Genomic DNA, 6,286 nt, shown 5'->3' with positions numbered 1-6,286 from the left:
AGTTCGGTGGCAAGCTCGGGGTTTTCTGGCACACCCAAGGCTCGGGCAAGAGTTTTTCCATGATTTTCTATGCCCGCAAAATCATCCGCAAGGTGCCGGGCAATTACAGTTTTGTGGTGGTCACCGATCGGGACGACCTGGACCGGCAGATTTACCGCAACTTCCTCAACACCGAAACCGTCAAGAAGGCCGATGCCGCCCAGCCGAAAGACAGCGAACAGCTGCGCGCTTTTCTGGGCCAGAACAAGAAACTGGTGTTTACCCTGATCCAGAAATTCCGCTGGCCCAAAGGCAAGCGCTACCCGCTGTTGTCGGATCGCGACGACATCATCGTGATTGTCGATGAGGCCCACCGAACCCAGTACAAAACGCTGGCGGAGAACATGCGTGCCGGCCTGCCCAACGCCCAGTACCTGGCCTTCACCGGCACACCACTGCTGGGGCGCGAGCGCAAGACCAACGACTGGTTTGGTGATTATGTCTCGGAGTACAACTTCAGCCAATCCATGGACGATGGCGCCACAGTGCCGCTGTTCTACAAAAAGCGCGTACCGGAGGTGCTGAACCAGAACGAGGACCTGAGCGACGAGTTCTACGCGATTCTGGAAGATGAAAACCTCGACGAGGCACAGCAGGAAAAGCTGGAGCGTCGCTTCGCCACGGAACTGCAAGTCATCAAACGCGACGATCGGCTGGAGACCATTGCCCGAGATCTGGTTTACCACTTTCCACGCCGGGGCTATCTGGGTAAAGGCATGGTGATTGCGGTGGACAAGTTCACTGCGGTGAAAATGTATGACAAAGTGCAGCGCCTGTGGAAAGCCGAGATCAAAGCGTTGCGCGGCGAGATCAAAAAGACTAGTGATGAACTGCACAAAGCGCGTTTGCAAAAGCAGTTGGAATGGATGCGCAAGGTGGAGATGGCGGTGGTCGTCAGCGCCGAAAACGGCGAGGAAGAAAAATTCGACGCCCACAATCTCGACATTCGCCCGCACCGCAAACGCATGGATCAACTGGATGCCCATGGCCACGACCTGGAATACAACTACAAGGACCCGGAACATCCCCTGCAACTGGTGTTCGTCTGTGCCATGTGGCTGACCGGCTTTGATGCGCCCACCGTATCCACGCTTTACCTCGACAAGCCCCAGAAAGACCACACCCTGATGCAGACCATCGCCCGCGCCAACCGCGTGAGCTCGCACCGCATCAATGGCGTGGAAAAAACGAACGGCGAAATTGTCGACTATTACGGCGTGATCGGTCGCTTGAGGAAGGCCATCAAGGACTATGGGCAGGGTGACGACGGAGGGGATGAACCGCCGGTCAAGGATAAGGATGAGCTATTTACTTTGTTGGTAGATGCCATTGAGCAGGCACGCTTCTTTTGTGTAGAGCGCGATATTGTTATCGACGAGGCCTTGGCTTCCGACGATGTATTCAAGAAGGTGGGCCTGTTTGAAGCGTGGGCAGACACTCTGCTTGCTAAAGATGAATGGCGAAAATCCTTTAACGTATTCGAGAACACCATTACGGCGCTCTATGAAGCCTGCAAGCCAGAGATTCTGGGTGACCCTGTTGTTCGCAAAGTGGCCCTGTTTCAGTACCTGCGTGGTGTTCTGGATAGCATTATCGAACAGCAGGATATTGATTCCGCCACCCGGAAAATCAACGAATTGCTTGATGAAAGCCTGATTGTCGATGATAAGAAGTTCGGCGAGGTCAAAGAGGATCCAGCCGATTGGCAAATTACACAAAAAGGCAAGACCTGGGATTTGAGCAAAGTCGACTTCGACAAACTCAAAGAGGATTTTGATAAGACCAAGTACAAAAACATAGAAATTGCCGATCTGCGCGTGTTTCTGGAGAAGAAACTACAGGATATGCTCAATCAAAACCGCACTCGCCGCGATTTTGCCGAGCGCCTACAAGAGATTATCGATAACTACAACGCGGGCAGTAGCTCGGCGGATGAGTCCTACGCCCAGCTTCTGGAAGAGATGGCGGCCCTGAAGGAAGAGGAAGATCGACATATCCGTAAAGGGCTAACCGAAGATGAGCTGGAAATATACGACTTGCTCTGTAAAGACAATATGACCCAGGCCGAGGAAAAGAAGGTGCGCCTCGCGGCCAAAGCTTTGCTTAAGCGCCTTACCGAGGAAAAGCCAAAAGTGCTGGTGCAGGGCTGGTACAAGGATATGCAGACGAGGCTTGCCGTGCGTGATGAAGTAGGTGCGGTGCTGGATGAGCACCTTCCCGAAGAAGGCTACGACAAGGACCTTTTTATACAGAAGCGTGACCGGGTTTTTGAATTGACGCTGGATCTGGCCATCAATCATCAGCGCTGGGCCGCTTAGCGGGAGTTTGATTGCCTAAAAAGTTGCTGCACGCGGGTGCATTACTCGCTTTGCTCGTAATTTGCTGGTGAGCAAGACGTTAAATAAAAAAAGGGGAGTGCCTTGTGAGTGAGTGGGTTAAGGAAATTACTAAATTCTTGTCCTCAATCATTGCCGCATTTGCTGCATATTTCTCCTGTCGAGCGATAGTTGAGAATAGGAAAAATGTTTTTCTTTTTGACAAGAATCGAGTCGTATTATCTGTTAATAGCATTGCCAGTGGGTTTGAGTCTAAATTTGGCGATTTCAAGATCTCTGAGTATTCTGATGAGCAGGCCAGAATTTTGGCTTCTAAATACTATTTCGACCCAGAGTACTATGGGCGCTTCACAGATGTACTCGTTAGGCTTCATGGGTTAGAGAAGAAAGAGGGCGAGTGGCCCCGGCAGAATACGAGAGGATGGTGGCGTGGAACGAAGCGTGTCCATTTTATCGGGGGAGCATCACAAGCTGAAAAATGCGGGGTTGGCTTTCAGAAATGACAATCGAAAACGACGAGCAATTATATGAAGCTGTCGAAGAGGCTGGAGCCACTTTACAGTCTATCCAAGACTATGTGCAACGAGACTTCTCCCGGAGCGCCAAAGTTCGATTCCCGCGTGGGTATATTCGCACGGCTCAGGAAGCTAGAGGCCGTCTCTCCTGTTTAAACGACCGTAGCCTCAAAAGCAACATTGCTTATACCATGCAGCTCGCGGACGTACAGCATTGGCTCATGATGCGAACGGATCTTGGCGGCATGGCCAAGGAAATGGTCATAAAGCTTCAGATATTCCTACTAGGCACAATTGTGGAGAGTGTTACGAAGGTATATCTGCGAGGAAGGTGTGGTCGGAACTTTAACAGCAGAGCAGAGTACCTCCACGAGCACGAATTAATAAGCGAGGAGCTACGGGATGACATTATCTGGCTTTGGCAAATCCGGAATAGGATGCATCTTTTTCAACTGGACGAAATCGAATGGCTGGCAAACCAGTACACCATAGCTAATCACAATAGAGCCGTACGCGCATTTCGGGGTCTCCTTGAGGCGCTGGATGAAAGCTAACAAGTCGCTCAAGTGCGTTCCGGCCCTTCGAGCCTCCACCGGACGCGGCTAAAGCCGCGCCGCTTAGGTCAGACGCTACAAAAGTGCGCAAAGCTGATCATATTCCTTAGTTAGCTTACCATTTGAAGCTTTAACCATTCAGCAAAGCCGATTTGATTGCCTCCGCTCCCTTCCGATAACACACCACCGCAAGCAGCTCTGAATCAACCCAAACGCCCCAGTAGCGGCCGCCACGATAGTGCCCGATCTCAATGTTCGGTTTGCGCTTCTTCATGATTCCCTCCATGAGTTTCGATGATACGTAGTCGCCCCTGAACAATTCCCAAGCCTTTGATTTCATTGGCGAATCGGCCCTGATAGGCTATCCGGAATCGCCAGAAACCGTATTTTAACGGTTCGTTTTCTTGCAATACCGAAGAGGGTTTTCGATGGCACATCGACGCTCGCCCGCCGAGGGCGCCGAGAATCAGGAGCGAGATCTGTTCCGTGCCCGCCTGGATGAAATGATCGATATGAGCCACCCGCTGGTACGCGTCAGTCAGGCGATGCCCTGGGAGACGTTGATTGACTCGGTGGGCGAGTCGTTGCCGTTGGTGCCGGCGGGCCCGGGTCGTCGTCCGCTCCCCGCGCGGTTGGTGCTGGGGCTGCTGTATTTGAAGCATGCCTACGATCTGTCCGACGAGGCGGTGTGCGCCCGCTGGCTGGAGAACCCCTATTACCAGTACTTCTGCGGGGAGGTGTTCTTCCAGACTCGGTTGCCGTGCGACCCATCGTCGCTGACGCGGTATCGCAAGCGGTTGGGCGAGGCCGGTGTGGAAGAGCTGCTGGCGCAGACCATTGAAGCGGCGAAGCGGCTCAAGGCGGTACGCCGTTCCGATTTAAAACGAGTGGTGGTGGACAGCACCGTTCAAGAAAAGGACGTGGCGTATCCCACCGACAGTCGGCTGTTGGAAGTGGCTCGCCAGAAGGTGGTGGAAGCGGCGAAGCACGAAGCCATTCCTCTGCGGCAAAGCTACGCCCGGGTGGGCCCGAAACTGGCGATCCAGGCCGGGCGTTACGCGCACGCGAAGCAGTTCAAACGGCTGCGGCGGGTGCTGCGCAAGCAACGCACAATCCTGGGCCGGTTGCGGCGTGACATCGGCCGCAAAGCGAGTCCGGAAGCCTTGGAACGGCTGGCCCCGCCCCTGGAGAAAGCCGAGCGCCTGCACCGTCAGACGCCGAAAGACAAGAACAAGCTCTACGCCTGGCACGCCCCGGAAGTGGAGTGCATCGGCAAAGGCAAAGCCCGGCAGCCCTACGAGTTCGGCGTCAAGGTGGGCATCGCGATCACCGCGAAGAGTGGGCTGATTGTGGGCGCACGCAGCTTCCCGGGGAATCCGTACGATGGCGATACCCTGGCGGAACACCGGGAACAAACCGGCATTCTCACCGGCGTGGAAGCGGAGACGCTGATCGTGGACCTGGGTTACCGGGGCCGGGAACTGGACGGTGCCCGTGTGCTGCACAAGGGCAAACGAAAAACACTGACGCCGAGCGACTGGCGCTGGCTGAAACGACGACAGGCGGTGGAACCGACCATCGGCCATCTGAAAGCGGAACACCGGATGCGGCGTTGCCACCTGAAAGGCCAGCTCGGAGACGCGTTGAACGCGGTGCTCGCGGCTGCCGGCTACAACCTGCGTTGGCTGATGCGGTGGTTGATGCTTTTTTACGCCTGGATACTGGCGTCTGTCATGAGCTGGAGCGATGGGCAGGACGGCGAAACCCCGCTACTGCCAGCCTAAACCGGCTCCGCCGTCGCCTCGCATCGACGAAACGAATGGCGGAGCCGCTTTGTTCAGGGGCGACTACGTAAAGTCATCATAGAAGCTGGCGGTCAGATATGCTACTTATAGTATGTAGATTTATAGTCATCTATAAGAACAATTTGAAATATGACTACTCACATTAATGACGCACAGAAAAAGTTGGGTTCCGTGATTCGGGAGCGAAGACGGGCCTCCGGTATTTCCCAAGAGGCTTTCGCCACCGAGGTCGGGATTCATCGAACCTACATTGGCGCGGTGGAGCGGGGCGAACGAAATGTCTCCCTGGCGAACATTCTGCGTATAGCCAGGGCGTTGAACGTCTCTGCCGCGCAGTTGTTCAAAGAGGCCGACCTTTAGTTCGCACACCATTTGAATACTTCCTCTCCAGGCTCCCCGGTTCGCCACCCCACCAGGAGACAACCATGATCATCTCCTCCACCCACGATTACCGCCTCGCCGCCAAACGCCGCCTGCCGCCGTTCCTGTTCCATTACATCGACGGGGGCGCGTACGACGAGCACACCCTGGCGCGCAATGTGGCGGATCTGCGCGATCTGGCGTTGCGGCAGCGGGTGTTGAAGGAGGCAGGGGAGGTGGATCTGTCGGCGCGGCTGTTTGGTGAGGATGTGAGCCTGCCGGTGGCGTTGGCGCCGGTGGGGCTCACCGGGATGTACGCGCGGCGGGGTGAGGTGCAGGCGGCGCGGGCGGCGGCGTCGCGGGGCGTGCCGTTTACGTTGTCGTCGGTGTCGGTGTGTCCCATCGAGGAGGTGCAGCCTGCGATGACGCGGCCGATGTGGTTTCAGCTGTATGTGCTGCGCGACCGCGGTTTCATGAAGAACGCGCTGGAGCGGGCCTGGGCGGCGGGGGTGCGGACCCTGGTGTTCACGGTGGATATGCCGGTGCCGGGGGCGCGCTATCGCGATCGGCATTCGGGGATGTCCGGGCCGTTCGCGGCCTGGCGGCGGATGCTGCAGGCGGTGACGCACCCGCGCTGGGCGTGGGACGTGGGCCTGCGCGGGCGGCCGCACGATCTG

Annotated in this window: 6 protein-coding genes; 5 read left to right on the top strand and 1 reads right to left on the bottom strand. The window is 56.0% G+C overall.

The features are described from left to right. The coding region (locus tag B3187_RS15410; protein WP_286807349.1) for a type I restriction endonuclease subunit R at positions 1-2,357 on the top strand (2,357 nt) is incomplete at its 5' end. 104 nt (positions 2,358-2,461) lie between these two features. Further along, complete coding sequence (locus tag B3187_RS15405; protein WP_286807348.1) at positions 2,462-2,878, top strand: hypothetical protein; 417 nt, start codon at positions 2,462-2,464, stop codon at positions 2,876-2,878. A gap of 696 nt (positions 2,879-3,574) precedes the next feature. Here the strand turns inward: B3187_RS15405 and B3187_RS15400 are convergent. Beyond that, positions 3,575-3,718 carry a hypothetical protein gene (locus tag B3187_RS15400; protein ID WP_185956896.1) on the bottom strand — a complete coding sequence of 48 codons (144 nt, stop codon included), beginning with the start codon at positions 3,716-3,718 and terminating at the stop codon, positions 3,575-3,577. Positions 3,719-3,872: 154 nt separating this feature from the next. Between B3187_RS15400 and B3187_RS15395 the strand changes: the two genes are divergently transcribed. The 3 genes from B3187_RS15395 to B3187_RS15385 all read left to right on the top strand — a co-directional run. After that, positions 3,873-5,228, top strand: a complete 1,356-nt coding sequence (locus B3187_RS15395) for an IS5 family transposase (RefSeq protein ID WP_161383273.1) — start codon at positions 3,873-3,875, stop codon at positions 5,226-5,228. Positions 5,229-5,378: 150 nt separating this feature from the next. Next, positions 5,379-5,609, top strand: a complete 231-nt coding sequence (locus B3187_RS15390) for a helix-turn-helix domain-containing protein (RefSeq protein WP_142948513.1) — start codon at positions 5,379-5,381, stop codon at positions 5,607-5,609. Between the two features lie 65 nt (positions 5,610-5,674). Beyond that, a partial coding sequence (locus B3187_RS15385) for an L-lactate dehydrogenase (RefSeq protein ID WP_286807347.1) occupies positions 5,675-6,286 on the top strand: 612 nt, incomplete at its 3' end.

Source organism: Marinimicrobium sp. UBA4209 (genome assembly GCF_002381585.1).
In the GTDB taxonomy this organism is placed as follows: domain Bacteria; phylum Pseudomonadota; class Gammaproteobacteria; order Pseudomonadales; family Cellvibrionaceae; genus Marinimicrobium; species Marinimicrobium koreense.
The sequence above is the reverse complement of the archived record's forward strand: the minus strand, read 5'-3'. Positions and strand labels throughout refer to the sequence as shown.

What these genes read in the sequence shown, in the direction of transcription:
- B3187_RS15400 (WP_185956896.1), bottom strand. Translation starts at nt 3,718, where the DNA reads ATGAAGAAGCGCAAACCGAACATTGAGATCGGGCACTATCGTGGCGGC.
- B3187_RS15395 (WP_161383273.1), top strand. Translation starts at nt 3,873, where the DNA reads ATGGCACATCGACGCTCGCCCGCCGAGGGCGCCGAGAATCAGGAGCGA.
- B3187_RS15390 (WP_142948513.1), top strand. Translation starts at nt 5,379, where the DNA reads ATGACTACTCACATTAATGACGCACAGAAAAAGTTGGGTTCCGTGATT.